Source organism: Halolamina litorea, from assembly GCF_026616205.1.
Lineage (GTDB): Archaea > Halobacteriota > Halobacteria > Halobacteriales > Haloferacaceae > Halolamina > Halolamina litorea.
Map to the genome: position 1 here is coordinate 378,988 of NZ_JANHGR010000002.1, position 25,801 is coordinate 404,788.

A 25,801-nucleotide genomic window follows, 5' to 3' on the forward strand; every position below is an offset into this window, starting at 1 on the left:
CTGTCAGGCGGCCCACGCCCGCCAGCGTCTCCCGAGTTCCATCGCGATCGCCCCGAACCCGAACAGCAGGAACGCCCAGGTCAGCGGTTCGCTCGTCGCGCCGTCGATGTAGCCGTTCGTCCCCGCGAGTTCGGCGACGCCGGCGATGAACACGGCGGCGGCTGCCAGCGCGCGGAGCGGCGGCTCGTCAGTCTCCGAGAACTGTCGCACTGCGAATCCGAGGAACCCGACGCCGAGGGCGGCGACGAGTCCGATCCAAAGGAGGGCGCTGTCGACCATACCGCCCAGAAACCCGACAGATACCTAACTATTCCGCCGGGTCAGCGCTCCCGAGCCCACATGACGACCAGCGTCAGCGCCGCGAGTACCGAGAGCGCTGCCATCGCCGTCGCCCGGAGCGGCCGGAAGTAGCCCCCGATCTGCCCCAGCGTGAACACGCCGGCGAACGCGGCGGCCGCACCGGCGAGGGGCAACAACGGCCGCTCGCCCGTCGCGGCGAAGCGCCACGCGGCGACGCCGATCCCGGCGACCGTGACGACGACCAGCAGTCCGACCCCGACGACGACGCTCTCAACCATACCCCGATTCCGACCGCCCCCGGAATCACGGTTCCGGTCGCTACTCGCCGCCGGCGCTGCCGCCGAGGCGTTCGGTGAGCGCCTCGGAGACGTTGCTCAGGTGAGCGGTGCCCCAGAGGCCGACAACGATCCCGCCCAACGTGTCGAACAGCAGGTCCTTCATCGTGTCCTCGATCCCGTACTGCGTGAGGATCCCGGGGGTGCCCGTCGCCGCCGCGAGCAGGCCCAGCGCGAACTCGATGACCTCCCAGAACACGCCGAAGGCGACGGTAAACAGGAGGATGAACACGAACACGAACCGCTGTGGGAACGAGATGGCCTCAGTGTGTTCGTCGATGGCCCGGACGGTGACGTAGCCCACGCCGGCGACGATGCTCGCCGAGAACGTGTGGGTCATGTGGTCCCACCACCAGATCGTCCGGTAGGGGTTCAGCACGTCGCCCGGCAGCCCGAGCGTCCCGAACGCGTGGAAGAACACCGCGAGGGTGATCCAGAGCACCAGCGCGGGGTCCATCGGGATGTCGTAGTCCCGCTCCAGTATCGCGGGGATGTAGGTGACGACGAAGCCGATCCCGGCGTTGATCATCACGCCGGGGCTCCCCTCGTAGAAGCCGACGGTGATCATGCCGAACAGCGCGTACTGCATCGCGCTGGTGATCAGGCGCTGTTGCTGGTCGCTGAAACCGATCAGGTCACGGACTCTCACGCGCCCTCACCCCCTTCGACCCGGGGCGTCCCCTTGGGGCCGCTGCCGTTGCGCCGCCGGAAGTAGTAGGTGAACAGCACCGCCGAGAGCACGCCGGCGAGCGTGGCGGCGACGAAGTCCCACATCAGCGCCTCCTCGGCGTGTGGGCGGTCGAGGAAGCCCGTGCCGAGGTAGATGTCCGAGAGCCACTGGGCGACCGCCCAGATGCCGGCGGCCGCGGTGGTGGTGATGACGACGAACACCACCGCGAACGCGTCGTTCATCCGGACGGGAGTGAAGCGGTCCAGCAGCACCGCGACCACCAGCGCGACGGCAGCCACGGCGAGATACGTCGTCACCCGCCCGGTCAGGGTGAGTTCGCCGATGGTCTGGCCCGCGACGAACACGCGGGTCGCGACCGGAAGCGCGGCCAGCGCGAGCAGTTCCCACGGCAGCATCGCCAACCGGTCGCGGTGCATCGCGGCTGGGAGGGCGGCGAGCACCACGACCGCGAGCACGAACCCCGCCCAGACGACGTCCCCCGTCAGCAGTTCGACGCCCGCGGTGCCGAGGAGGAACAGCAGGATCGCCCACGCGATCAGTGCGTTTCCCCGCTCGCCCTCGACGAGGCCGAGCCCTGAGCTACTCATGCCGAAAACAGTTCGCGGGAACGGGCAAAACGTTTCGGACCGATCAGAACCGTCGTCGGTCCGCGGCGACGCGGGTCGAGAGGTCGAACGACGGACCGCTGTCGGCTGCCCAGGACGCCGCGCAGGTGCCGTTGACCGATTGCGTACGGTCGGTGTCGCCGCGCCACTGGACTGCAACGGCGTTCTCGTCGAAACTGGTCCGCTCCGGCGCGACTCGAACGGTGCCGGAGTGGATCGGGAACGACGTCGACGGCCCGCCGATGCCCATCGCGGAGGGGCCGATGCTGGCGGGGCCTTCGGTCAGATCACTCCCGGGGGTGTACGGCCCCATCTCGGCGCCGTCGCCATCGAGGGTGACGCCGACTTCGAGCCGTCGGAGCGCGCTGGTTCGTGTGAGAGCCCCGCCGCCTTCACCACCGGTGAGGCGCCCGGCGGCCCAGAGCCAGAGCTGATAGCGTTCCTCCCCGCTTCCGTCGCCCTCGGGGGCCGTATAGGCGGCGACGGCGGCGTCGACGACGGCACGGAGATCACCTGTTTCGTCTGGTTGGGGCCGTGGCTCGCCGTCCGAACCCAACCCGACGGTGCCGGTCCACGCGCCGTCGAACCGGAGGTCGTGGTCGGGTTCGGTCCCGGCGATGCCCCAGACACCGCTGTCGCCGTAGCGGTCGCGCTGCCGTTCGACGAAGGCGTCGAACTCGTCGGCCGAGAGGGCCGTCTCAGCAGTCGCCGCCGTGCCGGCGGCCGCCGAGGGGGGCGGCGAGACGTCGTCACGAAGGTTGCCGAGACAGCCGGCGGTCGACGCGAGGCCGACCGCACCGGCGGCGCCGACGGTTCGCCGGAGGAACTCTCGTCGTGAACTCGATTCGTCGAGGGAGCTATCGGGGGTGGAGGGACCGAAACGGCGGGGCATACGCCGACCGTGTTACGACGGCACACCGATAGGCCTACCGGTCACCCCCGACTTACAAGCCCGACCCCTTCGTCGGCCCGGAGGATGCGACTCGAGCGCCGCACGCTCGCCCGTCTACTGGCCGCCGTCTTCGTCCTCAATCTCGTGGTGATGGGTGCCGGCGCGTGGTACTCCGCGCAGAACGCGCCCCCGATACCCGAGACTGTCGAGGGGCCGGAGGGGGAGACGGTCGCCACCGCCGAGTCGGTCCGGGAAGGAAAGCGGGTGTTCCAGCGGAACGGGCTGATGAACCACGGGACTGTGCTGGGCAACGGCGCCTACTTCGGCAACGACCTCACTGCCGACGCGCTCGACTTGAAGACGACCTACGTGAGACAGTTCTACGCGGTGCAGCGCTACGGCGAAGCTTACGACGACCTCGCGGCGCTCGAACGCGCGGCCGTCGACGAGCGGGCGCGCGAGGACCTCCGGAGCCGCCCCGACGACCCGGGCGAGGGGTCGCTCGCCTACTCCGCCGCGGAGGTCTACGCCCACGAACAGGTGCGCGAGGACTACGTCGCCCGCTACCACGAGGGCAACGCGTCGCTGGGGCTCCCCGCGGGCACCGTCGGCTCGGCCGACGCCGCACGGCGGCTGGCCGACTTCGCGCTCTGGACGGCGTGGTTCAGCCACACGCCGCGGCCCGGCGCCGAGCACAGCTACACGAACAACTGGCCGCCGGCGCCCGGCGCGGGCAACACCGCGCCCGTCTCGGCGCTGCTGTGGAGCGTGGCGTCGATGGTGCTGCTCGTCGGCGGCGCGGGCGTCGGTGTCTGGCTCTACAGCGCCGTCTCGCTCTCCGAACCCGACGCCGACATCGACGTGCCCCACCCGAGTGAGGTCGACGTGCTCCCTTCCCAGCGGACCGCCGCACTGTACGTTCCCGTCGCCGCAGGGCTGTTCCTGGTCCAGACCTTGTTGGGCGCGCTGTTGGCCCACTACTACGTCGAGCGCGACGCGTTCTTCGGGGTCTTCGAGGCCCTCGGCGTCGACGTGCTGGAGTGGGCGCCGTTCCTGCTCGCCCGGACCTACCACGTCGACCTCGCGATCCTCTGGGTGGCGACGCTCTGGATCGCCGCGGGGCTCTTCCTCCCGCCGCTGTTGACCGCCCACGAGCCGGCCGGGCAGGCTCGCGGGACCGCCGCGCTGCTGGGCGCGCTCGTCGTCGTGGTCGTCGGCGGCTTCGCCGGCGTCTTCCTCGGCACGCGTGGCTTCTTCGACCCGAACGGGGAACTCTGGTGGCTGCTCGGCACGGAGGGGTTGGAGTATCTGGAGGTGGGCCGCGTCTGGAAGTTCGGGCTGCTGGCCGGGTTCGTCGGCTGGGCCGTGCTCCTCTATCGCGGGCTGCGGCCGATGCTGGCCGAGGAGGAGCGCTACGGGCTGGGTCACCTGATCCTGCTGGCCGGCGGGTCGATCGCGCTGCTGTTCGTCGCCGGCCTGCTCTACACCCCGGAGACGAACATGGTGGTGACGGAGTTCTGGCGCTGGTGGGTCGTCCACATGTGGGTCGAGGGCGCCTTCGAGTTCTTCATCGTCGCCGTCGTCGGCCTCACGCTCGTCGGGATGAACCTCCTCGAACCCGAGTCGGCGGCGAAAGCCGTGTTGCTCGAAGCCCTGCTCGTGATGGGCGCGGGGATCATCGGCGTCTCACACCACTACTGGTGGATCGGCCTCCCGGACATCTGGGTGCCGGTGGGGTCGGTGTTCTCGACGCTCGAACTGCTCCCGCTGGTGATCGTGCTGTTCGAGGCCATCTCGGAGTACCGCGCGCTGGTGGCCCGTGGCGAGGCGTTCCCCTACCGCCTGCCGTTCGCGTTCATCGTCGCCTCCGGGGTCTGGAACTTCGTCGGCGCGGGGGTGCTTGGCTTCTTCATCAACCTTCCACTGATCAACTACTACGAGCACGGCACCTACCTCACGGTCGCTCACGGCCACGCGGCGATGTTCGGCGCGTTCGGGATGCTCGCGCTCGGCATCGGGATCTACGTGCTCCGGGTGACCACGGAGGGCTGGTCCGAGCGCCGCCTCTGGTGGTCGTTCTGGCTCTGGAACGTCGGGCTGGCGGTGATGGTCGGCGCGTCGCTGCTGCCCATCGGTTTCCTGCAGTTGGAGGCCGCCTTCACCGCGGGCTACGACGCCGCCCGGGGCCTCGCGTTCTACGAGCGGCCGCTGGTACAGACGTTCTTCTGGCTGCGCTTCCCGGGCGACACGCTGCTGATCGCGGGAACGGCCGTCTTCTCGGTCGACGCGGTGGCGAAAGTACGGCGGCGCCGGCCGGCGACGCCCCCCGAGGAGGCGGGACCGGGTGCGCTGGCGCGCCCGGGGCCGACGGAGGCCACCGGTGCTGCCGAGGGTGATTCCGGTGCCTCGGACGGGGAAGGTAACCGTTAAACGTCGCGCGCCCGCTTTCCGGAACATGAGCGAAGCAGAAACGACTGGGGAGCGCTCCTGTGTCTCCTGTGGGATCTCCGTCACGGGGACCAACGCGGCGCGCTTCAAGTGCCCGGAGTGTGGGACCGTCATCTTCCGCTGTGCGAAGTGCCGGAAGCAGAGCAACCTCTATGAGTGCCCGGACTGCGGGTTCCGAGGGCCCTAACGATGGGTGACGTTGCCGCCAAGATGAAGGTCATGCCGGAGAGCCCCGACGTCGACCTCGACGCGCTCGAGGACCGACTCGAGTCCGTCCTCCCCGAGGGCGCCGAGATCCGCGGCTACGACCGCGACGACGTGGCCTTCGGCCTCGTCGCGCTGCTGACGACCGTCGTCGTCCCCGACGACTCCGGCGGCACCGAAGCCGTCGAGGAGGCGTTCCGCGACGTTGACGGCGTCGAGAGCATCACCGTCGAGTCGGTCGGCCGCCTCTAAGGCCGCCACCGACGCTTCTCCGTTCGCTAGCCGGCTAGCCACGCCGCTGTTCATCTATCCCGGCTTAAACGCCCGGCTCATTCCGGGACCACTACTATATACGACTCTCGTGTTAGCCAGTTGCAGCAACTACACGCATCGGGGTGGTGGGGCACCGGTGTCGGGCGGGTTCGGACCCGCCCCGCGCGGACGCCTCCCCACGCGTCCGCGTCGAGGACCAGACGCGCCCGCCACCCCGTGTTTCCCTCACACTCGCGAGCGGCGCTACTCGCGGAACTCCTCGGCGAGATAGACGCCGAGGACGCCGCCCACTGTCGAGAGGACGACGACGTAGAGCCCGACGAACAGCGCCGCGAACAGCACCAACACGATTCCGTTGAAGACGTTCCCGAACCCGAGGAACCCCAACAGGACGCCGGCCAGCGCGACGAACATCAGCACTGGCAGCGTTGCGAGAGCACCCGAGATGGCGCCGATCCGGGCGCCGTCGCGTCGTTCGAGGTAGCCCGCGGTGGCGCCGCCCAACAGCGGCGAGACGCCCGCGAAGGAGAAGACGACGGTGACGGCCGCACCGATCACCGCGTTCAGGAGGCTGTTGTCGGTCGACATGGCCGACCGTTGGTGGGGAGGCGGGCAAAAGCTGTCGGCCGGGAAACGGCCACCCGCTTTATGTAGCCGCTCGACCAATTCCGTGACGATGGTTCACAAGAAGATCACGCTGATCGGATCGAGCACCGAGAGCTTCGACGACGCCGCCGACGACGCCATCTCCCGCGCGGAGGACACGCTTGACAACGTCAAGTGGGCCGAAGTGAAGGAGTTCGGCGTCGAGATCGCCAACGCCGAGGACCGCGAGTACCAGGCCGAAGTGGAGGTCGCGTTCAAACTCCAGGACTGAGCGGAAGCGACACCGGTTTTCTTTTCAGCCGATCGGCCCGGGCCGTACCGGTCCGAACGCCCGGTCGACGTCGGTTGACGCCCGCCGAGCGTCCGCTGCCGACGGCTTCTTGGCCGCCGACTGACTCCTCACGACTACTCAATGGTTCGTCTCCTCCACTATTCCGATATCGAGAACCTCTACGACGACGCCGAGCGGGCGGGGCGGTTCGCGGGCCGACTGCGGGAACTCGACGGCGACGACGCGCTCGTCGTCGGCACCGGCGACACCACCGCGCCGGGTGTGGTCTCGCTCGCCGCCAACGGCCGGCAGGTTCTCGACTTCGCCGACGCCGTCGGCACCGTCGCCGACACGTTCGGCAACCACGACTTCGACTACGGCCCCGACGTGACCCGGGGGATCGTCGCCGACAGCGAGTTCACCTGGGTCAGCGCCAACGCCCGCGACGAGGACGGCGAGCGCTTCGGCGCCGCCGAGGGGGTGGTGCCGTGGACGATCGCCGAAGCGGACGGCGAGCGCGTGGGTTTCTTCGGGCTGACCGACCCCGCGACCGACTCGATCAACCCCGCCGCGGCGACGCTCTCCTTCACCGACCCCTACGAGGCAGCCGAGGAAGCGGTGGCCGACCTCCGCGCCGAGGGCGTCGACTACGTCGTCGCGCTCTCGCACCTCGGCGGCGGCGACGACGAGCTCGCCCGCCGGGTCGACGTGGACGCGGTCCTCGGCGGCCACGTCCACAGCGTCCGCACCGAGTACGTCGACGGGACGCTCTGCACCCGGACCGGGGTCAACGGCCACCAGTTCGTCGAGGTCGAACTCGGCGGGGAGGCCGAGTCGGCAGCGACCGACGGCGGCACGGCCGTCAGCGCACGCGTCGTCGACCCGAGCGAGGGCCCGATGCACGAGAGCCTGACCGATGCCCTCCGCCGGCGCCGCGAGGCCGCGGGGCTGAACGAGGTCGTCGCGACCGTCGAGCAACCGCTCGAACGGACCGACGAGACGACCTTCGGCGGCGAGTCCCGGATCGGGAACTTCGTCGCCGATGCCTACCGCGCCGCCGGCGACGCCGACGTGGGGCTCCAGAACGGCGGCGGCATCCGCGAGGGCGAACCACTCGTCGGCGAGGTGACGCTCGCGGATATGGTGAGCGTGCTCCCCTTCGAGGAGCCGGTCGTCGTCGTCGAACTCACCGGCCGGGAGCTGTTGGAGGCGTTCAGCGAGGCCGACGGCGGCGAACTCGACTTCGGCGAGCCCGACTGGTGGCACGCCCACATCAGCGGCGCGAGCCTGCGCTGGGACGAGGCGAACGGCGAACTCATCGACGCCCGCGTCGACGACGAGCCGATCGACCCCAAGGCGCTCTACCGCGTCGCGACCGCCGAGTACCTGCTGCACTCCGACCACGAGTTCCCGACGATCGCCGAGCGCCACCGGGCGGGAGAGGTCGGCATCCAACACGACGTACTGGCCGACCACGCCCGTAACGGCGGCCTCGACGTGGACGTGGAGGGGCGGCTGACGTTCGAGCCCTGATCCGACCGCCCGGAGGGCCGGAAGGGGTACGCATTTGTCCGCCGACCACACAGGTCCAGGCATGACGCTGGTCGTCGTCCCGGTCCGGTACCCGCTGTCGAAACACTCCAAAGCGACGCTCCGGGAGGCCGCCCGGATCGCCGACGAGCGCGACGCCGACCTCACGGTGCTGCACGTCGACCTGTTCCAGGAGAACCGCCGCGTGAGTCGCGTGGCGCTCAAACGCGAAGTCGAGTCCGAGTTGGGCCGGATCGACCGTGCGCGCTACGTCGTCAGACAGGGCTTTCTCGTCGAGGAGACGATCATGGACGAGGTCGCCGCCGAGAACGCCGACGTGGTCGTCATCGGCTCGAAGCAGGCCGGCCGCTGGCGGCGGATGCTCAACAAACTGTTCGAGTCCCCCGACGTGGGCCAGTACCTGGAGGACCAACTCGACTGTACGGTCATCACTGTCTCCGCCGAGGGCGCCACCCAGAGTTGAAGTAGGAGAACGGGACCACTCCGGCCCGGATGTGGCCGAGCGCTCCGGTAGCACCGACACTCGCTGCGGCGACGCTCCCCTTCGGCGTCCCGACCGGCCCCGCAGTCGCCCCGCGCCTTCTCGTACCGGTCACGCTGGCGACGCTCGCTGGCTGCCTGCTCGGCACCTGCTCGGGGTTGGTGCCGGGGCTGCACGCGAACAACTTCGCCCTCCTGCTTGCGGGGGCCGCCCCCGCAGCCCCCGTCGACCCGCTCCCGCTCGGCGCGGCGATGCTCGCCGCCGGCGTCGTCCACACCTTCCTCGACATCGTCCCCTCGCTCGCCCTCGGCGTGCCCGACGGCGCGATGGCGGCCGCGGCGCTCCCCGGCCACCGACTCGTGCTGCGAGGCCGCGGGCGCGAGGCCCTCAGACTCTCCGCGCTGGGGTCGGGCGCCGCCGTGGCCGTCGCGGTGCCGCTCGCGTTCCCCGTGACGTGGGCGATGGTCCGACTGGCGCCGCTGCTGACCGCGTGGTTCCCGGCCGTCGCCGCCGCGGTGCTCGGACTCCTGCTCCTCACTGAACCGTCCCACCGTGCTCGGCTCGCCGGCCTGCTCGCGTTCGCGGCGTCGACGGCTCTCGGGGCCGTGACGCTCGACCTCTCGCTCTCCGGCCCGGTCGCCGGCGGGGTGCTCGCGCCGCTGTTCGGCGGCCTGTTCGGCGCGCCGGTCCTCCTCGACGCGCTCGACGGCGGCGGGGTCCCCGAGCAGGCCGACGCCCGGCTGGCGATCCCGCCGCGGGATTTGGGTATCTCCGCGGCTGCGGGCGGGCTCTCGGGCGCGGCGGTGGGCTACCTCCCGGGCGTCTCGGCGGGCGTCGCCGCCACCATCTCGCTCCCCGCGGTACCGGCCCGGAGCGACCTTCGGGGGTTCGTCGTCGCCACCAGCGGCGCCAACAGTTCGACGGCGGTGTTCGCCCTCTTCGCGCTGGTCGCGCTCGGGTCGCCCCGGTCGGGCGTGCTCGTGGCCGTCGACGACGCCGGTGTTCCCCCAGCGCTCTCGGTGCTCCTTCCGGCGGTCGTCGTCGCCGCCGCGGTGGGGTTCGTGCTCGTCGGCGTCCTCGGCGACGCCGCCTTCAGGGTGGTCTCACAGCTCGACCAGCGACGGCTGGCGCTCGCGGTCCTCTGCCTTCTCGTCGCGCTCTCCTCGCTCTTCGCGGGGCTCGCCGGCGTCGCGGTGTTTGCGCTCGCGACGCTCACGGGGGTGGTGGCGGTGCGGATCGGCGCGCGCCGAGTCTACCTCATGGGGGTGTTGCTCGGCCCGTTGGCGCTCGGCCTCTAAAGCAGCACGTACGCGACGGCGTAAGCGACGCCGGCGACGGTGACCGCCGTCAGCCCGGTGATCGCCGCGGAGATCGCGTCGGGGCGCTCGATGGCGATGTCGGGCAGTCGGACCCGCGGGGTGGTGCCGATCATCCCGACCGCGAGCACCGAGAACACGAACTGGTAGGAGGAGTCGATCGTCGGCGCGGGGATCGCCAGCACCGCCAGTGCGTAGCCGACGCCGGCGACCGCGCGGAAGTCGATCGCCTCCCGAACCGGCCGTTCGAGCAGCCAGAGCCCGACCAGCAGGCCGGCCCAGATCGCGGCGAGTTCGATGCCGAACGCGCCAAGCAGGTGGAGCGTCGCGTCAGTCGAGAGCGCGATCCGCTCGGTCACCAACGGCGCGTTTATCGGGTAGAGGAACGCCGGCGGCTCGCCGGTCACGAGGTCGCCGAACGGGTGTGACACCAGAGCGACGACGGCGACGGCGAACGTCATCCCGGCGTCGACGGCGCTGTAGCGGCCCGCGGCCTCGGCGACCGCGGCGGCGGCGAGGACGAACAGCGCCATCACCGCGCCGCCGAGGACGCCGCTGACCAGCGCGGTGACGGCACAGAGCCCGGCGCCGAGCAGGGCGGCGACGCCGAGCCACGCGGGGGCGTCCGTGCGCCGGCCGTGAAGCCACGCACCGGCGAGCCCGGCAGCGACGGGGGCGACGACGAGCGAGTGGGTGATCGTGCGGTGGACGGCCGTACTGGCCTCCCAGAAGGACCGAACGGTGCCCGCGGCGCCGCCCTCGGCGCCGACGAGGCCGACGAGCGCGTAGGCCATATCCACGTCAGGGGCCGCCGCGAACGCCGCCGCGAGGGCGCCGAGCAGGAGACCGGTTTCCCGGTCCCGCAGCAGCGCTGCTCCGCCGCCGACGAGCGCGAACGCCAACAGCGCGTGCCCGACGAACATTAGCCCCTCTTGGCAGTTGGGCGTGATAAGCCTCTCGGCGGCTGTGTTAGCGCTTCACTCTGTCGCATCGCGCCAGTCGCCGGCCGGCCCCTCCGACTTGCCGCCGTCGGTGCTCGCGCGCCGTCCGGCGTCCGTGCTCGCGGAGTCCGTCGACTCCCCGGCTGGCGTGTCAGTTTCCTCCTCGACCGATGCGTCGTTCCCGCCGTCGGCGGGCGTGTCACCGCCCTCACTGTCCGGGCTCTCGGCGTCCTCGAGTTTGGTCCACTTCTTCTCGATCTCGGCGTTACCCCGCACGACCGTGTCCTCGTTCTCGTCGGTGAAGCGGGTCTTTCGCAGTTCGATCGACTCGACGGTGCCGGAGATGTCGCCGACTTTCACCTCGTCGCCCGGCATGAAGTCCGGGTCCCGGAGGAGGTAGACGCCGGCGACGGCGTCGGCGATCATGTTCGACAGCGAGTACGACACCCCGAGGGCGAGAAAGCCCGCCGCGGTCCCCATCGAGGAGGCGATCTCGTCGAGACCGACGATCGAGAGGAAGGAGAGCCCGATCCCGAACCAGAGGAACGCCGCCACGACGGTGGCGGTAAAGCGGCGGTAGACGGCGTCTTCCTGGTCGAGCGTCCGGCTCAACACCGTGCGGACGACGATCATCACGAGCTTCGCGAGCACGCCCGCGAGGACGAGGAAGATCAGCCCGGCGAGGATCCGCGGGATCGCGGCGGCGATGTCGCCGACGAACCGGTCGATCCCCTCCTGAACGACCCCGAGTTGGAGCGGCAGCATACGCTGGTGGTCGGGAGTCAGACGCAAAAAGGTAGGAGCCGCAGTCGTCGCGAGCCGTCACCAGAACGTGGAGCGTTCCGGGCGGCGAACGGGCCGACCGCTCTCGTTGCCGTGGTCGCTTAGGCCGCCCGGTGAACCTCGTGGTTCCCGTCGTCGTCCACGCCGATGATCGCCCACTCGCCGTCGGGCGCCTGTTCGGTCAGCCGCTCGTCGAGTTCGTCAACGCAGTCGGTCCACGTCACGAGGCATTCGAGGCCATACTCCCCGTCGAGGGTTCCCGGTCGGGTGGCGTCCTCAGCGCAAAGTGTCCGTACCCGGACGGACCGCCACTTCCGCTGTGCGATGAACTCCGGCCCGTCGCCGGAGATCGCGTAGCCGAGGCGTTCGAACACGCTCCGTGCTTCCTCGTTCGGTGGAACCGTACGCGCCATGCACGTGAGCATTGGGTTGCAACCCTGTTAAGTGTGTGGGTAGTTCTCACGGTAGGCGTACTCAGTCGCCGGTCGACGCCGATCGTGGCGGACGGGCGACGGTTCCCTCGGCGGCGGCGGGCGGGCTGTCGCGCACGTCCTCACGTCCCTCCTCGTCGATGACGCGGCTGTAGGCGTCAGGCATCACCTTCGTGAACGCCGCGAGCGTCGCCTCCCAGTTCTCCAGTAGTTCCCGGGCGCGCTTGCTGTCGGTGTGGGCGAGGTGGTTCTCGACCAGTCGGCGGAGCACGCGCTCGTCCTTCTCGCTCAGCCCCGAGAGCGTCACCATCCCGGTGTTCGCGCAGTCCTCGACGTCGCCGTCGGGGTCGTGGACGTAGGCGACGCCGCCGGACATCCCCGCGGCGAAGTTCTTGCCGACGCCGCCGAGGACGGCGACGATGCCGCCGGTCATGTACTCACAGCCGTGGTCGCCGACGCCCTCGACGACGGCCGTGGCGCCGGAGTTCCGCACCGCGAAGCGCTCGCCGGCGGTCCCCTCGACGTACAGTTCGCCGTCTGTCGCGCCGTAGAGCGAGACGTTCCCCACGAGGGTGTTCTCGGCCGGGTCGAACGGGACGTCGTCGGGCGTCCGGACGACCAGTCGGCCCCCGGAGAGCCCCTTCCCGACGTAGTCGTTGGCAGCGCCGGTCAGCCCCAGCGTGACGCCGCGCTTGCAGAACGCCCCGAAGGACTGGCCGGCGGTACCGGTCAGGTCCGCTTGGATCGTGTCTTCGGGCAGCCCGTCCAGTCCGACGCGCTCGGCGATCTCGCCGGAGAGCATCGTTCCGACCGCGCGGTCGGCGTTGGTCACCTCGCGGTCGAGGTGGACGGGTCGACCGTCGGCGAGGGCGGCCTCGGCGGCGTCGATCAGGTCGTGGTCGTAGTGGTCCTCGATCCCCGGATGGGCCTGTTCGCGGACCTTCCGGCGCGGGCCGTCGCCCACCTCTGCGAGGATCGGCGAGAGGTCGAGTTGGCTCGCACGCGGGTGGTCGGTCTCCCCTTGGGTCAACAGGTCGGGGCGGCCGACCATCTCGTCGAGGTCGGTGAAGCCGAGTTCGGCCATGATCTCCCGGAGCTGTTTCGCGACGAACGTCACGTAGTTGATGACGTGGTCCGGTTCGCCGGGGAATCGGTCCCGGAGGTCGGGGTCCTGGGTGGCGACGCCGACCGGGCAGGTGTTCTCGTGGCACTGGCGGGCCATCACGCAGCCGGAGGTGATGAGCGACGCCGTACCGAAGACGTACTCCTCGGCGCCGAGCGCGGCGGCGACGGCCACGTCGCGGCCGGTCTTGAAGCCGCCGTCGACGCTCACCCGGATTCGGTCACGAAGCCCCGTCATCCGCAGGAACTGGGTCGCCTCGGCGAGCCCGAGCTCCCACGGCAGGCCGGCGTTCTTGATCGACGTTTTCGGCGAGGCGCCGGTGCCGCCGTCGTGGCCGGAGACGTGGAGCACGTCCGCGTTGGCCTTGGCGACGCCGGCGGCGATGGTGCCGATGCCGTCCTCCGAGACCAGCTTCACGTTCACGTCGGCGTCGGGGTTGGCCGACTTCAGGTCGAAGATGAGCTGTTTCAGGTCCTCGATGGAGTAGATGTCGTGCAGCGGCGGCGGCGAGATGAGGCCGACGCCGGGCGTCGCGTGGCGCACGTGGGCGATCATCTCGTTGACCTTGCTCCCCGGGAGGTGGCCGCCCTCGCCGGGCTTGGAGCCTTGGGCCATCTTGATCTGGATCTCGTCGGCGGCGCCGAGGTAGTCGGCGGTGACGCCGAATCGGCCGGAGGCGACCTGCTTGACCGCACAGGTGCGCTCGGTGTCGAAGCGTTCCGGCGGCTCGCCGCCCTCGCCGGTGTTTGCCTTCCCGCCGGTGCGGTTCATCGCGATGGCGTTGTTCTCGTGGGCCTCCGGCGAGAGGCTGCCCAGACTCATCGCCGCCGTCGAGAAGCGTTCGACGAGCGATTCGACCGGCTCGACCTCCTCGACGCCGACGGGGTCGCGGTCGCTGTCGAACTCAAGCAGGCCGCGCAGGCTCTGCGGGCCGCCGTCGTCGTTCTCGACCAACTCCACGAACTCCTCGTAGATGGCGTAGTCGCCCGAGCGAACGGCCTGCTGGAGGGTGCCCGTCGTCTTTCGGTTCCATCCGTGGCGGATGCCGCCGGTGCGGCTCTCGTACTCGCCCTGGCGTTCGAGGTCCGGGTCGGCGTCGCCGTCGTCGAAGCCGACCGCGTGGCGCCCGCGGAGGTCCGCCTCGATGCCGTCGAGGCCGACGCCGTCGGTGCGGATGCGGGTGCCCTCGAAGTACTCCGCGACGAGGTCCTCGTCGAGGCCGACGGCCTCGAACACCTGCGCGCCGCGGTAGCTCTCGACCGTCGAAATCCCCATCTTGGCCATCGTCTTCAGGAGGCCGTCCTCCAGCGCTTCGACGTAGGCCGCGACCGACTCGTCGAGGTCGGCGCCGTCGGGACCGGCGACGGTGTCGGCGATGGTCTGGTAGGCGAGGTAGGGGTTCACCGCGCCGGCGCCGTAGCCGATCAGCGCGGCGACGTGGTGGACCTCGCGGGGGTCGCCGGACTCGACGACGAGGCCGGAGTGGTTCCGGAGGCCGTTCCGGACCAGTTCGTGGTGGACCGCGCCGGTCGCCAGCAGGCTCGGGATGGCCAGCCGGCCGGGACCGATCGCTCGGTCCGAGAGGACGACGATGTCGGCGCCGGCCTGAATGGCTGCGGTCGCGTCGGCGCGGAGGTCCTCGACGGCCGTTTCGAGGTCGGTCTCGGGGTCGAAGGTGATGTCCACGACCGCGCTCTCGAGGCCGTCGTCGCCGCCGAGGTCCCTGATCCGCCCGGTCGCGTCGTCGGTGAGGACCGGCGAGTCGAGCACCAACTGTCGGGCGTGTTCGGGGCTCTCGTCGAGGAGATTGCGCTGGTGGCCGAGCCGGGTTTCGAGGGAGGTCACCAGTTCCTCCCGGATGTAGTCGATCGGCGGGTTCGACACCTGCGCGAACAGCTGCTTGAAGTAGCTGAACAGCGGGCGCTCGTGGTTCGCGAGCGCCGAGATCGGCGTGTCGTCGCCCATCGAGCCGACCGGGTCCTTCCCGTCGCGGGCCATCGGCTCGATCATGTGGTCCAGTTGGTCGTGGGTGTAGCCGAAGGCGGCCTGTCTGGCCCGGAGCGGGTCGGTGTCGCTCCGGGGGCTCATCGACGCCCGCTCGGGGAGCCGTCGCTGCTCCTGTTCGATCCAGTCGCCGTACTTCGCGTCGGTGAGGTCGTCGAACACCTCCTCGTCGGGGACGATTCGGCCCTCGCCGGGGTCCGCGACGAGCAGTTGGCCGGGTGCGAGTCGGTCGCGGCGCTCGATCTCGGCGGGGTCGGTGTCGAGTGCGCCGACCTCGGAGGCCATGATCAGCCGACCCTCGGTGGTCACTTCGTAGCGGCAGGGGCGCAGGCCGTTGCGATCCAACGCGGCCGCCACTTTCTCGCCGTCGGTGGCGACGACGAGCGCGGGGCCGTCCCACGGCTCGATCAGGCTGGCGTGGTAGTCGTAGAAATCAGTCCGGTCGGCCGGCATCGCGTCGTCGCCCCGGTACGCCTCCGGGATCAGCATCCGCAGGGCGTGTTCGACGCTCCGGCCCGTGTTCGTCAGCAGTTCGAGCGTGTTGTCGACGCTGGCGGTGTCGGACTGCTCGGGGTCGTCGACGATCGGTTTGAGGCTGTCGAGGTCGTCACCGAACGCCTCGTCCGCGAGGTCGGTCTCGCGGGCGCGCATCCAGTTGACGTTCCCCCGGATGGTGTTGAACTCGCCGTTGTGGACGATCCCGCGGTAGGGATGTGCGAGGTGCCACGCGCCGAGCGTGTTCGTCGAGAAGCGCGCGTGGACCAGCGCGATGGCCGAGGTCATGCGCTCGTCGCGGAGGTCGGGGAAGTAGCCGGGGAGTTGGCGGCTGGTGAGTAGTCCCTTGTAGACGACGCGCTGGCGGTCGAGTGAGCAGACGTAGAAGCGCTCGGCGGCGGTGGCGTCGATGTCGCCGTCGTCGTCGACGGCGTGTTCGATCTCCTTGCGTGCGAGGTAGAGCGCGCGGTCGAACGCCTCCGTCTCGAGGCCGTCGGGGGCGACGAAGACCTGCCACACCTCGGGTTCGGACTCGCGGGCGGTCTCGCCCAGTTCCGCGTTGTCCGTCGGGACCTCCCGCCACGCGATGTGTTCGATGTCGCGCTCGGCGAGGCCGGCCTCGAACCGGTCCATCAGCCCCCGGCGGCTGTCGGCGTCCTCGGGGAAGAACACCGTGCCGACGGCGTACGTCTCGGGCAGATCGGCGTCGACGACGGCGTCGAAGAACTCGTCGGGGCGTTGGAGCATGATGCCCGCGCCGTCGCCGGTGTCGGGTTCGGCGCCGGTCGCGCCGCGGTGTTCGAGGTTGCCCAGCAGTTCGAGCGCGTCGGCCACCGTCCGGTGGGACGCGCCGTTCTCGAGGTCGACGACCGCCCCGAGGCCGCAGTTGGCCCGCGTGTCGGCCGGATCGGCCAGCCCGGGGTGTCCATCCGTGTTACAGTTTGCCATGGTTGTATGGTGGGAACACCCCACAACTTATTACTCTGTCCCTCGTAACACTCCGAACTTTCGTGAAGAACCGCCGTAGCAGCTCGCATACCCCCGAAACGTTGATTACCGTGTGCATCGTTACCACGGTTGGAAATGCCAGACACGAAAAGTGGTCGCGAGCGGAAAGGGCGGAACAAACGCCGGCAGCTGGAGTCCCGGCTCGCTTCCCGCGACGTCGAGACGCGCGGGGAGGCCGAGGAACTCCCCGAGCCCGACGCGGCCGACGCCGAGTATCTGGATCCCGAGGGGGGTGATCTCGTCGAAAACTAACCGCCCCTCCAACGATCCCTCTACTCTTCTCTCTGCCGTCTCGCGCCCGATAGCGGTGGCGCCGGCGACAGCCTCGCCCCCGTGGGCTGATCCGGCAGCGTGACCCGTTCCGACGCGGCGGCGTCGGCGACCACCGGGGGTCCCGACGGACCCCCGTCCGTATTCCATACATAAAGGCACGAAATCACGGCAAATCGTGCCATGGCACAACAACACACAATTTTCCGGTTTCGAGGCGCAGTCGTCCGGTTTCCGTGGGTCGAGTCGGGCTCGACGCGGCCACCGACGGTCGCCACCTACGCAAGATTTATATAGAACCACCGACAATCCGTCGGTGAACATGAGTCAACGACAGCGAACCGGAGGCCAGCCGATGATCATCATGGGCGAGGACTCCCAGCGAGTGAAGGACAAGGACGCACAGGAGTACAACATCTCGGCGGCGCGTGCGGTCGCCGAGGCCGTGCGTTCCACACTCGGCCCGAAAGGGATGGACAAGATGCTCGTCGACTCGATGGGCGACGTAACCATCACCAACGACGGCGTCACCATCCTCGAGGAGATGGACATCGACAACCCGACGGCCGAGATGATCGTCGAGGTCGCCGAGACTCAGGAGGAGGAGGCCGGCGACGGGACGACGACCGCCGTCGCCATCGCGGGCGAACTCCTGAAGAACGCCGAGGAACTCCTCGAACAGGACATCCACCCGACGGCCGTCATCAAGGGGTTCCACCTCGCCTCCGAGCAGGCCCGCGAGGAGATCGGCGACATCTCGCGTGACGTGGACCCGAGCGACACCGAACTGCTGGCGAAGGTCGCCGAGACCTCGATGACCGGCAAGGGCGCGGAACTCGACAAGGAGCACCTCGCCCAGCTCATCGTCGAGGCCGTCGAGGCCGTCACCGTCGAGGCCGACGACGGCAGCCACGTCGTCGACCTCGCCAACCTCAAGATCGAGACCCAGAAGGGACGTGCGGTCTCGGAGTCCGACCTGCTCAACGGCGCGGTCGTCTCGAAGGACCCCGTCCACGACAACATGCCCCGCGAGGTCGAGGACGCCGACACGCTCCTCCTCGACGCGGCCATCGAGGTCGACGAGGCCGGCGTGGACACCAACGTCTCCATCGACTCGCCCGATCAGCTCCAGTCGTTCCTCGACCAGGAGGAAAAGGAGCTCCGCGAGAAGGTCGACGCCATCGTCGAGACCGGCGCGGACGTGGTGTTCTGCCAGAAGGGCATCGACGACCTCGCCCAGCACTACCTCGCGAAGGAGGGCGTCCTCGCGGTCCGCCGCGTGAAGTCCTCCGACATCGGCTTCCTGAAGAACGTCCTCGGGGGCAGCGTCGCCTCCAACTTCGCGGACCTCTCGGATGCGGACCTCGGCCACGGCTCGGTGCGCCGTGACGAGGGCGACGAGATGTTCTACGTCGAGGGCGACGACACCCACGGTGTCACGCTCCTGCTTCGGGGCTCCACCGACCACGTCGTCGACGAACTCGAACGCGGCGTCTCCGACGCGCTCAACGTGGTCGCCACGACCGTCTCCGACGGCCGCGTCGTCGCCGGCGGCGGTGCCATCGAGGTCGAACTCGCCAGCCGCCTGCGCGAGTACGCCGACTCCGTCACCGGTCGCGAGCAGCTCGCGGTCGAGGCGTTCGCCGACTCGCTCGAACTCGTCCCCCGCGTCCTCGCCGAGAACGCCGGGCTGGATTCCATCGACACGCTGGTCGACCTGCGCGCGGCCCACGAGGCCGGCGACGAGACTGCGGGGCTGAACGTCTTCAGCAGCGACATCGAGGACACCTACGAGGCCGGCGTCGTCGAGCCGGCCCACTCGAAGGAGCAGGCCGTCTCCAGTGCCACCGAGGCCGCGAACCTCGTGCTCAAAATCGACGACATCATCGCGGCCGGCGACCTGTCGACCTCGGGCGGTGACGACGAGGGCGGCGCCGGCGGCATGGGCGGTATGGGTGGCATGGGCGGCGCGATGTAAGATCGGCGACCGGCCACCACTCACCCCTCACTCGACCGCGTACCGCGTTTCCGACCACTCCTCCCGTTTTTTTACCCCGGTAGCGGCGCCGCCGTCACGCCGGACCCCGCGGGCTTTTCTTCACCCCCGCCACACTCCCCGAGCATGGAAGAGGCCACCCACGACGAACTCGCGGGGATCGTCGACCTGTTCGACGCGCTCAGCCGCGGGGAACTGCAACAGGCGCTGGTCGAACTCGCCTACCGCCGCGGCGCCGACGTACGCGAGGCAGTCGTCGACGAGGCCATCGCCGAAGCCGTCCGGGAGTACTACCTCGTCGAACTCGACGCCGACGCCGTCGACGGCAGCGTGGCGGCCGACGAGGCACTCATCGTCGGCCCAGCCGCGTTCCCGATGCTGCCCGCCGAGGGCGAGGACTTGCCCCACATCCTCGACGTTCCCGACCGATCGGTGGACCGTGCGGCCGCGGCGGCGCGCGTCGCCGAGCGCCTGCGGGCCGAGACCGACACGGCCGTGGAGGCGGGCGACGAGGCCCGCGCGGACACCCTGATCGACGCCACCTACGACGCCGAGGCGTGGGGTTCGGTCGATCTGACGGCGACGCGCGATCGCCTGCTCTCGCTGGTCGACTGAGACCGACGAAGCGTTTTTAGCCGGCTGGTGCCCTCCTTCAGGCATGGAACTGTCGGGGCTCGCGGGTCACGAACCGCTCACGGTCGCCGACGCCGAGCGCTGGGCCAGTGTGCTCGCGCCGGTCGTCGAGCGCGAGGGCGAGCCCGCGATCCTGTTCATCAAGCGTGCGGAGCATCTCGGCTCGCACCCGGGACAGATGGCGTTCCCCGGGGGCGGCCACGAGCCGTTCGACCCGGACCTGCTCGACACCGCCCGGCGCGAGGCGTTCGAGGAGATCGGGCTCGACCAGTCCGAGCCGTCGATCGTCGGCCAACTCGACGACACGACGACGACCTCCGGCTACGCGATCCGTCCCTTCGTCGCACAGGTGCCCGACCGGGCGTACGAACCCGACGAGCGGGAAGTCGCCGAGATCGCCACCCTTCCCGTCGCTGACCTGATCGACCCCACGAACTACGAGTCCGAGCGCCGCGAGCGCCCCGAGGTCGGCGACGTGCGCATCCACTACTTCCACGTCGGCGACTACACCGTCTGGGGCGCGACCGGCCGGATGCTCGTCCAACTGCTCGAACTCACGACCGACTGGCGCGCGCCCGAGTCCGTCGACCGCGTCGTCCCCGCCGAGGCCGAGTTCCCGGTGTGACACAAGGCGTGCTTTGTTTCTACGCTGTGTTCATGCCCTCTGCCGCCCAATTAGGGCTATGCCTTCCCGACGCGCAGTCGTCGCCGGTGCCGCCCTCATGAGCCTCTCGGGCTGTCTCTCCCGAGCCGCGGCCAACACCGAGACGCCGACCCCTGACCCCACCCCGGGACCGACCGCGACCCCCGAACCCGCCGACACGCCCGGTGACCTCCCGGAGGGCGGCGCCGGCGACGGTGATGCCGGCCAGACGCGCCTCGAAGGCACCGGCGGCCCCGCGGCCGTCCTCGCCGGCACCGACGACCAACCGGCCCTCCCGCTGGCCGTCGACGTGACCGTCACCGACGGCGTCGCGACCGAGGAACACCCGCCGCTGCTCACCGTCTCTGTCACGAACACCGGCGAGGGACCCGTCGCCGTCGGCGAGGCCCGTGCGGCCGTCTTCCAGTACGTCACCTCCGAGGGTGGCTACCTCACCCTCCTGCCCGCCGACGGCGAGTACGACGCCGAACCGGGCTGCTGGCGGCTCGACTCCCCCGTGGCGACGACGATGGAGTACCGGACCGAGACGCTCGAACCGGGCGCCTCGCTCTCTGCGGACCTCGAACTCTACGCCGCCGGCGTCGAGGACGACGCCTGCCTCCCGGTCGGCGAACACCGGTTCGGGACGACGATCACCCGCTACACGGACCCCGAGGACCTCGCCGGCGGCGAGGAGCCCATCGAGTGGGGGTTCTCGCTCCTGCTGGAGTGACTCCGACGACACGCTTATCCCCCTGAGTGGGGTACAGGGGAGTGCATGGCCGCACAGGCGATCGATCGCGTTCCGCGATCGTAGACGAACGCAGTTCTCGTACAGCCACCGCACTACCCCCCAGCGACCGCTATGACTCCCGACACTACTCACTCCGACAGCACCGCCCGACGAACCACTTCCGAGTCCGTCGGGCCGTTCCCGCGTATCGGGATCGACGCTGTCGCGCTCAAACCCACCGAGGTCGACCTCGCGCGGGCGGCCGACCTCGGGGCGTCGACGCTCGTGATCGACTACGAGGGCCGCGAGTCGTTCCCCGACGCGGGGACGCTCCGGCGCCTCGCCGAGACCGCCGCGGTCCGGGTCACCACTCCCGTCCGCGCCGACGGGCTGGACCCGCTCGGCGACGACTCGCTGGCCGCCGACCTCCCCGCCGAGGTCGGGCGCGTGCTCGTCGCGGGCCACGGCGCCTACCTCTCGGAGGCGGAAACCGGCCGCGCCATCGCGCCCCGCTTCGGCGAAGCGATCGAGCAGCACCCCGACGCGTGGGTCGGCACCGAGGGCGTCGAGCGGATCGCGCTCGCCACGGGCGCGACCCAGTTCGAACTGCTCTCGCGCTCGACCGAACGGGACGTTCGCGCGCTCCGGGCCGCCGGCTTCGACGGCGAGATCGCGGTGTACGCGCCGACGGTCCTCGCCGAGAACGAGGACGACATCCTCGATGCCGTCGGCGCCTACGTCTCCCGACGTGGCCCCGTTCGCCGGGCGCTGCCCGACGACTGCGCGACGGACTCGTCGGCGACCGGCCGGGCTCGTGAGGTGCTGCTGGCCGCGAGCACGGACTTCGCTCTTGTCGGCGACGAGGAGACGGTCGCGGCGCGCGTCGAGAGCCTCCGCGGCGTCGGCGTCGACACTGTCGTCGGCTACCCGGCGCGCGGGCTGGACGAACTGTTCGACTGACGTCGGCCTCCAGGCCCCTTCTTTTGCGGTTAGACGATCCCCAGTTCGGCGAACAGCAGCGTGATCACGGCGACGTTGTAGAGGCCGTGGACCGCCACCGGGACCAGCAGCGCGCCGGTCCGCTGATAGAGCCAGCCGAGCACGACCCCGATCAGGAGCCAGAGCGGGACCGAGACGACGCCGGCGCTCGGGTCCGCCACGAGGTTCGGCAGGTGGACCAACGCGAACAGCGTCGCGCTCCAGCCCAGTGCTCCCGCCGCCGAGAAGGAGCTTTCGAGGTAGCCCTGTATCACGCCGCGGAACAGGTACTCCTCGGCCGGCCCGACGGCGAACAGCATCACCGGGATCAGGAAGACGAGCACCGCGACGGTGAGTTCGTCGGGGGCCGAGACGGCCGTCACGGGGTCGATCCCGATCAGCGACCCGAGCCAGAAGCCGAGACGGTTGCTGACGACGAGGGCGGCGGTGGCGCCGACGATCAGCGCGGCCTCGCGGGCGCTCGGGCTGTGTTCGGCGAGCCAGTCGACGACGATGTCGGCGCCGTCGTCGCTCCGGCGGAAGGCGTAGCCGACGGCGACGAACCCCGCCTCGGAGGTGACCAACAGGAGGGCGACGAGCACGGGGACCGCCGACGCCGGATCGGCGCCGGCACCGAGTAAGGCCCCGATCAGCGTCCCGAGGAGGCCGGTGATAGTGCTCACGACGAGGCCGCCGACGGCGAGTGTCAGCGCGATCAGGAGTGCGATCGGCCGGCTTGGAGGGCTGGACACGAACGGTCGCTCGTGCGCCGCCGACATGAATCCGGGTGCCGACCGACCGCTCGGGGGCCGCCCGGACCCTTAACCGTCCCCGGGGGCAACCCACCGTCGATGGAGGTCCGCGACGCGGTCGAACGGGACGCCCCGGCGATGGCCGACCTGACCGACGCGCCGGAGTCGGTGCTACGGAACCTCGTCCACGACCGGACGGTCCGGGTCGCGGTCGAACCGGGCGCTGACGGCGAGGGCACGGTTCTGGGGTTCGTGAGCTTCGACGCCCGGGAGGGGACGGTCCACGTCACCGAGTTCGGCGGTGACCGTGAGACAGAGGAACGGTTGCTGGCCGAGCCGATCCGGTTCGCCGAGCGCGAGGGGCTGGCGGTTGAGCTGTTAGTGCGGGCGGACCACGACGACGCCATGCGGGCGGCCGTCGACGCCCGCGGCTTCGTCGACGCCGGTCCCGGCCCACGGTTCCGCGGCGAGCCGACGCGGCGCTATCGACTCGACCCCGTGCCGTCCGACAGAAACAGCCGGTAGGCCGGCGTTCAAGTAGCTCCGTACCGCCCGAACTGTCGTGAGCGACGCGACCGACGACCAGCACGAGGAACGACTGTTCAGGGGCTACTCCGGACGGCTCCTGCTCGCGGTCTCGCTCGGGTGGGCGCTGTTGCAGGCTGGGCGGCTGACGATCTCGCCGCTGCTGCCGGCGATCGGCGACGACCTGGGGATCTCCAGCGGCGCGGCGGGGTTCGCCATCACGGTGGTCTGGGGGACGTACGCGGTCCTCCAGTACCCGAGCGGCCGGCTCTCGGACCGGCTCTCGCGGACGACGCTGCTCGTCGGCGGTCTCGCCCTCGCCGCCGTCGGCTTCCTCACGCTCTCGGCGGCGCCGACCTACTCGGCGTTCCTGTTCGGTGCGGTCGTGATCGGCGTCGGCGTCGGGCTCTACCCCACTCCCGCCAGAGGGCTCGTCTCGGACCTGTTCGTCGCCAAACGGGGGCGGGCGTTCGGTCTCCACACCGCGTCGGGCGACGTGGGCGGTATCCTCGCAGCGGGGCTGGGGACGGCCGTGTTGGCGGTGGCGACGTGGCGCGCGGCCTTCGCGCCGGTCGCGGCGGCGTTGTTGCTGATCGCCCTGCTGCTCCACCTCTGGAGCCAGGAGGGCTACGAACTCGCGACGGTCGACCTCGCCATCGGCGACACGTTCCGGCGCATCCTCGGCGTCCCGCGGCTGCGCTGGCTGCTGGTCGCCTACGCGCTCTACGCGTTCACCTGGCAGGCCGCCACGGGGTTCCTCCCCACGTACCTCCGGACGAAGGAACTCTCGCCGACCGTCGCCAACGCGGGGTTGGCGGTGCTGTTCGTCGTCGGCGCCGTGGTGAAGCCGCTGGCGGGCACCCTCGGCGACCGGGTCCCTCGGGGCCTGCTCGCGCCCGGCGTGTTGCTCGTCGCCGCCACCGCGCTCGTCGCCGTGGTGCTCTCCTCGACGCCCGTCATCGCCCTCGGCGGCGTCGCCGTCTTCGCCGCGGGGCTGATGGCCTACCCGCCGGTGATGCAGGCGTACCTCATGGACTCGTTCCCGGGCGACAGCATGGGTGGCGACCTGGGCGCGATGCGGAGCGTCTACATCGGCATCGGCTCGTTGGGTGCCACCTACGTCGGCGTCGTCGGCCAGTTCCTCGACTACGACATCGCCTTCGCGGGGCTGGTGGGCTGTCTGTTGATCAGCAGTACGGTGATCGTGCTCCGCGGTCGGGAGTGACGCCGCCCTCCGGTCACGTCGGGGCCGACTGATCGGCTTGTGCGCGTTCAGCAACCGACGACGCCGCGGAAGCGGTGGCTCGACGGGTTACCGTTCCTCGATCGGCACCCACTCCGCCTCCTTCTCGCCGGTGTACTTCGCCCGCGGGCGGAAGATGCGGTTGTTCTCGACCTGCTCGCTGATGTGGGCGACCCAGCCGCCGACACGGCTCATCGCGAAGATGGGCGTGAACATGTCGACGGGGAGGCCGAGTTGGTAGTAGACGGTGCCGGAGTAGAAGTCGACGTTGGGCGCGAGGCCCTTCTCCCGGAAGCCCGCCTCCTCGATCAGGTACTCCTCGATGCGGTTGGCGTGGTCGTACCACTTGCGTTCGCCGGAGGCGTCGCCGAGGTCGCGGGACTTCTCCTCGAGGATCACGGCCCGCGGGTCCTTGACGTTGTAGACGCGGTGGCCGAAGCCGGGGATCTTGCGGCCGTTGTCGAGCGCGTCGGTGACCCACTCGACGGGGTCCTTCGCGGACTCCTCGACTTCGATCAGGGTCTCCATCACGTCCTGATTGGCGCCGCCGTGAAGCGACCCCGAGAGCGCGCCGACGCCGGCGGTCACGGAGGCGTAGGTGTCCGCGAGCGTGGAGGCGACGACCATCGACGCGAACGTCGAAGCGTTCAGCCCGTGGTCTGCGTGGAGCGTCAGCGCCATGTCCAGGGTCTCTTCGGCCACGTCGTCGGGTTCGGCGCCGGTCAGCATGTAGAGGAAGTTCCCGGCGTGGCTCAGGTCCTCGCGGGGGTCGACCGGCTCGTCGCCGTCCCGGAGGCGCTGATAGGCCGCCAGCACGGTGGGGATCTTCGCGGTGATCCGTCGGCCCTTCCGGAGGGTCGCCTCGCCGTCGGCGGGGTCGGCGTCCGACTCGGGGTCGGCCGCCGAGAGCATCGATGTCGCCGTCCGCAGCGCGGCCATCGGCTCCTCGTCGGCGGCCGCGAGGTCAGCGAGCGTCGAGAGCACGCTGTCGTCGATGGTGCGCTCCTCGGCCATCGTCGCGGTGAACTCGGAGAGTTCGTCGGCCGTCGGGAGTGAGCCGTGCCACAGCAGGTAGAGGACCTCCTCGTAGGTCGCCTCCGCGGCGAGCGTCTCGATGTCGTGGCCGCGGTAGATCAGCAGCCCTTCGTCGCCGTCGATGTAGCTCAGTTGAGACTCCGCGACGACGACTCCTTCCAGCCCTTTCTGAACCTCTCCTGACATGGCATAGGGATTCGACCGGTCGACGAAAAAGCGTTGCCGTTCCGCCCGA

27 protein-coding genes are annotated in these 25,801 nt (G+C 70.2%); 15 read left to right on the plus strand and 12 right to left on the minus strand.

Annotated elements, in window-relative coordinates; translation table 11 throughout:
- Positions 1-3: 3 nt before the first annotated feature.
- The 5 genes from NO998_RS12850 to NO998_RS12870 are packed head-to-tail and all read right to left on the minus strand — an operon-like array spanning position 4 to position 2,823.
- Positions 4-279, minus strand: coding sequence for a hypothetical protein (locus NO998_RS12850; RefSeq protein WP_267647633.1), 276 nt, complete (start codon positions 277-279; stop codon positions 4-6).
- 41 nt (positions 280-320) lie between these two features.
- Positions 321-578 carry a hypothetical protein gene (locus tag NO998_RS12855; protein ID WP_267647634.1) on the minus strand — a complete coding sequence of 86 codons (258 nt, stop codon included), beginning with the start codon at positions 576-578 and terminating at the stop codon, positions 321-323.
- 40 nt (positions 579-618) lie between these two features.
- A complete protein-coding gene (locus NO998_RS12860; RefSeq protein WP_267647635.1) occupies positions 619-1,284 on the minus strand; it encodes a DUF2238 domain-containing protein in 666 nt (221 codons plus the stop codon).
- Positions 1,281-1,913, minus strand: a complete 633-nt coding sequence (locus NO998_RS12865) for a hypothetical protein (RefSeq protein ID WP_267647636.1) — start codon at positions 1,911-1,913, stop codon at positions 1,281-1,283. Before NO998_RS12865 ends, NO998_RS12860 begins: the two co-directional genes overlap by 4 nt.
- Positions 1,914-1,956: 43 nt before the next feature.
- A complete protein-coding gene (locus NO998_RS12870; RefSeq protein ID WP_267647637.1) occupies positions 1,957-2,823 on the minus strand; it encodes a hypothetical protein in 867 nt (288 codons plus the stop codon).
- A gap of 84 nt (positions 2,824-2,907) precedes the next feature.
- On the opposite strand from NO998_RS12870, the gene NO998_RS12875 reads away from it, so the two are divergent.
- Genes NO998_RS12875 through NO998_RS12885 form a run of 3 tightly spaced genes read left to right on the plus strand, consistent with a single transcriptional unit; the run spans position 2,908 to position 5,727 of the window.
- Positions 2,908-5,253 (plus strand): nitric-oxide reductase large subunit, encoded by a 2,346-nt coding sequence (locus NO998_RS12875; RefSeq protein WP_267647638.1) that lies wholly within the window; start codon positions 2,908-2,910, stop codon positions 5,251-5,253.
- 25 nt (positions 5,254-5,278) lie between these two features.
- A complete protein-coding gene (locus tag NO998_RS12880) occupies positions 5,279-5,458 on the plus strand; it encodes an HVO_2753 family zinc finger protein (protein WP_267647639.1) in 180 nt (59 codons plus the stop codon).
- A 2-nt stretch (positions 5,459-5,460) separates the two neighbouring features.
- The gene (locus NO998_RS12885; protein WP_267647640.1) at positions 5,461-5,727 is read left to right on the plus strand and encodes an elongation factor 1-beta; all 267 of its coding nucleotides are present in this window, start codon (positions 5,461-5,463) and stop codon (positions 5,725-5,727) included.
- A 264-nt stretch (positions 5,728-5,991) separates the two neighbouring features.
- Here the strand turns inward: NO998_RS12885 and NO998_RS12890 are convergent, their stop codons facing one another.
- Positions 5,992-6,336, minus strand: coding sequence for a DUF5518 domain-containing protein (locus tag NO998_RS12890; RefSeq protein WP_267647641.1), 345 nt, complete (start codon positions 6,334-6,336; stop codon positions 5,992-5,994).
- A gap of 88 nt (positions 6,337-6,424) precedes the next feature.
- Here NO998_RS12890 and NO998_RS12895 point away from each other — a divergent pair, with 88 nt between their 5' ends.
- The 4 genes from NO998_RS12895 to NO998_RS12910 all read left to right on the plus strand — a co-directional run bounded on the left by NO998_RS12895 (position 6,425) and on the right by NO998_RS12910 (position 9,955).
- Positions 6,425-6,625, plus strand: coding sequence for a dodecin (locus NO998_RS12895; protein ID WP_267647642.1), 201 nt, complete (start codon positions 6,425-6,427; stop codon positions 6,623-6,625).
- A gap of 141 nt (positions 6,626-6,766) precedes the next feature.
- Entirely contained in the window at positions 6,767-8,158 is a 1,392-nt protein-coding gene (locus NO998_RS12900; protein ID WP_267647643.1) for a bifunctional metallophosphatase/5'-nucleotidase, read from the plus strand.
- A 61-nt stretch (positions 8,159-8,219) separates the two neighbouring features.
- Positions 8,220-8,639, plus strand: a complete 420-nt coding sequence (locus NO998_RS12905) for a universal stress protein (RefSeq protein ID WP_267647644.1) — start codon at positions 8,220-8,222, stop codon at positions 8,637-8,639.
- Between the two features lie 29 nt (positions 8,640-8,668).
- On the plus strand, positions 8,669-9,955 hold the full coding sequence (locus tag NO998_RS12910) for a tripartite tricarboxylate transporter permease (RefSeq protein ID WP_267647645.1): 1,287 nt from the start codon (positions 8,669-8,671) through the stop codon (positions 9,953-9,955).
- Here NO998_RS12910 and NO998_RS12915 read toward each other — a convergent pair.
- The 4 genes from NO998_RS12915 to gltB all read right to left on the minus strand — a co-directional run bounded on the left by NO998_RS12915 (position 9,952) and on the right by gltB (position 16,698).
- The gene (locus NO998_RS12915; RefSeq protein ID WP_267647646.1) at positions 9,952-10,896 is read right to left on the minus strand and encodes a metal-dependent hydrolase; all 945 of its coding nucleotides are present in this window, start codon (positions 10,894-10,896) and stop codon (positions 9,952-9,954) included. The two genes, NO998_RS12910 and NO998_RS12915, sit on opposite strands and share 4 nt — an antisense overlap.
- 54 nt (positions 10,897-10,950) lie before the next feature.
- Positions 10,951-11,679, minus strand: coding sequence for a mechanosensitive ion channel domain-containing protein (locus tag NO998_RS12920; RefSeq protein WP_267647647.1), 729 nt, complete (start codon positions 11,677-11,679; stop codon positions 10,951-10,953).
- 119 nt (positions 11,680-11,798) lie between these two features.
- Positions 11,799-12,110, minus strand: coding sequence for a DUF7116 family protein (locus NO998_RS12925; RefSeq protein WP_267647649.1), 312 nt, complete (start codon positions 12,108-12,110; stop codon positions 11,799-11,801).
- Between the two features lie 61 nt (positions 12,111-12,171).
- Entirely contained in the window at positions 12,172-16,698 is a 4,527-nt protein-coding gene (gene gltB / locus NO998_RS12930; RefSeq protein ID WP_267647650.1) for a glutamate synthase large subunit, read from the minus strand.
- Positions 16,699-16,833: 135 nt separating this feature from the next.
- On the opposite strand from gltB, the gene NO998_RS12935 reads away from it, so the two are divergent.
- The 6 genes from NO998_RS12935 to NO998_RS12960 all read left to right on the plus strand — a co-directional run bounded on the left by NO998_RS12935 (position 16,834) and on the right by NO998_RS12960 (position 21,993).
- The gene (locus tag NO998_RS12935; RefSeq protein ID WP_267647651.1) at positions 16,834-17,010 is read left to right on the plus strand and encodes a hypothetical protein; all 177 of its coding nucleotides are present in this window, start codon (positions 16,834-16,836) and stop codon (positions 17,008-17,010) included.
- A 340-nt stretch (positions 17,011-17,350) separates the two neighbouring features.
- Positions 17,351-19,006: a thermosome subunit beta gene (thsB, locus tag NO998_RS12940; RefSeq protein WP_345781135.1), complete on the plus strand. Its 1,656-nt coding sequence runs from the start codon at positions 17,351-17,353 to the stop codon at positions 19,004-19,006.
- 144 nt (positions 19,007-19,150) lie between these two features.
- Entirely contained in the window at positions 19,151-19,639 is a 489-nt protein-coding gene (locus NO998_RS12945; protein ID WP_267647653.1) for a DUF7109 family protein, read from the plus strand.
- A gap of 43 nt (positions 19,640-19,682) precedes the next feature.
- Positions 19,683-20,282, plus strand: coding sequence for an NUDIX hydrolase (locus NO998_RS12950; RefSeq protein WP_267647654.1), 600 nt, complete (start codon positions 19,683-19,685; stop codon positions 20,280-20,282).
- Between the two features lie 58 nt (positions 20,283-20,340).
- Entirely contained in the window at positions 20,341-21,033 is a 693-nt protein-coding gene (locus tag NO998_RS12955) for a hypothetical protein (RefSeq protein WP_267647655.1), read from the plus strand.
- A 132-nt stretch (positions 21,034-21,165) separates the two neighbouring features.
- Complete coding sequence (locus NO998_RS12960; RefSeq protein ID WP_267647656.1) at positions 21,166-21,993, plus strand: DUF7388 family protein; 828 nt, start codon at positions 21,166-21,168, stop codon at positions 21,991-21,993.
- Between the two features lie 29 nt (positions 21,994-22,022).
- Here NO998_RS12960 and NO998_RS12965 read toward each other — a convergent pair whose 3' ends face one another.
- A complete protein-coding gene (locus NO998_RS12965; protein WP_267647657.1) occupies positions 22,023-22,763 on the minus strand; it encodes a CPBP family intramembrane glutamic endopeptidase in 741 nt (246 codons plus the stop codon).
- 99 nt (positions 22,764-22,862) lie between these two features.
- Between NO998_RS12965 and NO998_RS12970 the strand changes: the two genes are divergently transcribed.
- Both NO998_RS12970 and NO998_RS12975 read left to right on the plus strand, forming a co-directional pair.
- Positions 22,863-23,288 (plus strand): hypothetical protein, encoded by a 426-nt coding sequence (locus tag NO998_RS12970; RefSeq protein ID WP_267647658.1) that lies wholly within the window; start codon positions 22,863-22,865, stop codon positions 23,286-23,288.
- 37 nt (positions 23,289-23,325) lie between these two features.
- Positions 23,326-24,513 carry an MFS transporter gene (locus tag NO998_RS12975; RefSeq protein WP_267647659.1) on the plus strand — a complete coding sequence of 396 codons (1,188 nt, stop codon included), beginning with the start codon at positions 23,326-23,328 and terminating at the stop codon, positions 24,511-24,513.
- Between the two features lie 87 nt (positions 24,514-24,600).
- Here NO998_RS12975 and citZ read toward each other — a convergent pair whose 3' ends face one another.
- Positions 24,601-25,752: a citrate synthase gene (gene citZ / locus NO998_RS12980; RefSeq protein WP_267647660.1), complete on the minus strand. Its 1,152-nt coding sequence runs from the start codon at positions 25,750-25,752 to the stop codon at positions 24,601-24,603.
- Positions 25,753-25,801: the final 49 nt, after the last annotated feature.

Coding starts and splice junctions, on each gene's coding strand:
- NO998_RS12865 (WP_267647636.1), bottom strand. CDS start 1,913: ATGAGTAGCTCAGGGCTCGGCCTCGTCGAGGGCGAGCGGGGAAACGCA.
- NO998_RS12910 (WP_267647645.1), top strand. CDS start 8,669: ATGTGGCCGAGCGCTCCGGTAGCACCGACACTCGCTGCGGCGACGCTC.
- NO998_RS12870 (WP_267647637.1), bottom strand. CDS start 2,823: ATGCCCCGCCGTTTCGGTCCCTCCACCCCCGATAGCTCCCTCGACGAA.
- NO998_RS12890 (WP_267647641.1), bottom strand. CDS start 6,336: ATGTCGACCGACAACAGCCTCCTGAACGCGGTGATCGGTGCGGCCGTC.
- NO998_RS12900 (WP_267647643.1), top strand. CDS start 6,767: ATGGTTCGTCTCCTCCACTATTCCGATATCGAGAACCTCTACGACGAC.
- NO998_RS12970 (WP_267647658.1), top strand. CDS start 22,863: ATGGAGGTCCGCGACGCGGTCGAACGGGACGCCCCGGCGATGGCCGAC.
- NO998_RS12905 (WP_267647644.1), top strand. CDS start 8,220: ATGACGCTGGTCGTCGTCCCGGTCCGGTACCCGCTGTCGAAACACTCC.
- NO998_RS12850 (WP_267647633.1), bottom strand. CDS start 279: ATGGTCGACAGCGCCCTCCTTTGGATCGGACTCGTCGCCGCCCTCGGC.
- gltB (WP_267647650.1), bottom strand. CDS start 16,698: ATGGCAAACTGTAACACGGATGGACACCCCGGGCTGGCCGATCCGGCC.
- NO998_RS12960 (WP_267647656.1), top strand. CDS start 21,166: ATGACTCCCGACACTACTCACTCCGACAGCACCGCCCGACGAACCACT.
- NO998_RS12945 (WP_267647653.1), top strand. CDS start 19,151: ATGGAAGAGGCCACCCACGACGAACTCGCGGGGATCGTCGACCTGTTC.
- NO998_RS12955 (WP_267647655.1), top strand. CDS start 20,341: ATGCCTTCCCGACGCGCAGTCGTCGCCGGTGCCGCCCTCATGAGCCTC.
- thsB (WP_345781135.1), top strand. CDS start 17,351: ATGAGTCAACGACAGCGAACCGGAGGCCAGCCGATGATCATCATGGGC.
- NO998_RS12855 (WP_267647634.1), bottom strand. CDS start 578: ATGGTTGAGAGCGTCGTCGTCGGGGTCGGACTGCTGGTCGTCGTCACG.
- NO998_RS12935 (WP_267647651.1), top strand. CDS start 16,834: ATGCCAGACACGAAAAGTGGTCGCGAGCGGAAAGGGCGGAACAAACGC.
- NO998_RS12920 (WP_267647647.1), bottom strand. CDS start 11,679: ATGCTGCCGCTCCAACTCGGGGTCGTTCAGGAGGGGATCGACCGGTTC.
- NO998_RS12875 (WP_267647638.1), top strand. CDS start 2,908: ATGCGACTCGAGCGCCGCACGCTCGCCCGTCTACTGGCCGCCGTCTTC.
- NO998_RS12880 (WP_267647639.1), top strand. CDS start 5,279: ATGAGCGAAGCAGAAACGACTGGGGAGCGCTCCTGTGTCTCCTGTGGG.
- NO998_RS12925 (WP_267647649.1), bottom strand. CDS start 12,110: ATGGCGCGTACGGTTCCACCGAACGAGGAAGCACGGAGCGTGTTCGAA.
- citZ (WP_267647660.1), bottom strand. CDS start 25,752: ATGTCAGGAGAGGTTCAGAAAGGGCTGGAAGGAGTCGTCGTCGCGGAG.
- NO998_RS12950 (WP_267647654.1), top strand. CDS start 19,683: ATGGAACTGTCGGGGCTCGCGGGTCACGAACCGCTCACGGTCGCCGAC.
- NO998_RS12885 (WP_267647640.1), top strand. CDS start 5,461: ATGGGTGACGTTGCCGCCAAGATGAAGGTCATGCCGGAGAGCCCCGAC.
- NO998_RS12895 (WP_267647642.1), top strand. CDS start 6,425: ATGGTTCACAAGAAGATCACGCTGATCGGATCGAGCACCGAGAGCTTC.
- NO998_RS12915 (WP_267647646.1), bottom strand. CDS start 10,896: ATGTTCGTCGGGCACGCGCTGTTGGCGTTCGCGCTCGTCGGCGGCGGA.